The sequence below is a fragment of the Bradyrhizobium nitroreducens genome (genome assembly GCF_002776695.1).
GTDB lineage: Bacteria > Pseudomonadota > Alphaproteobacteria > Rhizobiales > Xanthobacteraceae > Bradyrhizobium > Bradyrhizobium nitroreducens.
Map to the genome: position 1 here is coordinate 1 of NZ_LFJC01000013.1, position 1,204 is coordinate 1,204.

Genomic DNA, 1,204 nt, shown 5'->3' on the forward strand with positions numbered 1-1,204 from the left:
GGGCAGGGGAATCGCATGTGGTTTTGAGGGTGGTATTGCGCGGTCCAGCGATATGGATTCTGAAGAGGACTCCCGATTCGGCGTGGGGGTCCTATGCGCAAGATTCGCAGTATCTTCAGTACGTTGCCCGATCCGCGTGCACCCAACGCACTGCACGACCTGCTGGATCTCATCGTCATCGCGCTGGCAACGGTGTTGTGCGGAGGACAGGGCGCGACGGATATGGAGGTGTTCGCGTCGTCCAAGGAAAAGCTGTTGCGGCAATTCCTTCGGTTGGAGCACGGAATCCCCAGTCACGATACGTTCAGCCGGGTCTTCAACGCGCTCGATCCGGGGGCTTTCGAACAAGCCTTCCGAAGCTTTATGGCAGCATTCGCAGAGGCCAACGGGATCAAGCTCACCGGCGTGGTGGCAGTCGATGGCAAAGCTGTTCGAGGAGCCTACGAACGCGGTCGCAGCGCCACGCCACTGCACATGGTCAATGTCTTTGCGACCGAAGCCCGCATGGCCCTGGCTGCATGCAAGGCGCCAGGCCGCAACGAGGCCCAAGGTGCCCTGGATGTGCTGCAAATGCTTTCGCTCGAAGGCTGCATCGTCACTGCCGACGCCCTGCATTGCAATCGTCCCTTCGCCAAGAAGGTGCTCGAGCGTGGCGCCCACTACGTGCTGGCTCTCAAGGAAAATCAAAGCAAACTGTTCGCGGAGGTCGAGCGCTGCTTTGCCCGCTCGGGCAAGCGCAGCGTGGCTCAACGACGCGAGCCGAGCACGCACGATCGATGCGAATCCCGGCGCGCCACCGTCATGCGCAACATCAGTCTGGGTACGACAAACCGCTTTCCCGGAGTGGCGGCCGTGGCTCGCATCACTTCGCGCCGACGACTGCATGGCAAACCCGCCGGCAAGCCGTCCGTGCGATATTACTTGTTGTCCAAATACCTGCCCGCAAGACGATTGTTGCAGGTCGTCCGAGGCCATTGGAGCATCGAGAATCAGTTGCACTGGGTGCTCGATGTCGTCTTTGGCGAAGACGCTTGCCGAACCAGAAAAAACAACGGCCCCGAGAACTTCGCGATCTTGCGGCGAGCTGCAATCAATCTCATTCGAGCCCACCCCGCCCGCATCTCCATGCGACAGAAGGTCAAACGAGCAGGCTGGGAAGACGAATTCCTTCTCAGCCTTATCGGTCACATGCGATAGCCCTGCC

At 60.1% G+C, this 1,204-nt stretch carries 1 protein-coding gene; it reads left to right on the forward strand.

What is annotated here, in order from left to right; all coding sequences use genetic code 11:
* Nucleotides 1-93 precede the first annotated feature (93 nt).
* Complete coding sequence (locus TSA1_RS38685) at nucleotides 94-1,197, forward strand: ISAs1 family transposase (RefSeq protein WP_100175217.1); 1,104 nt, start codon at nucleotides 94-96, stop codon at nucleotides 1,195-1,197.
* Nucleotides 1,198-1,204 lie beyond the last annotated feature (7 nt).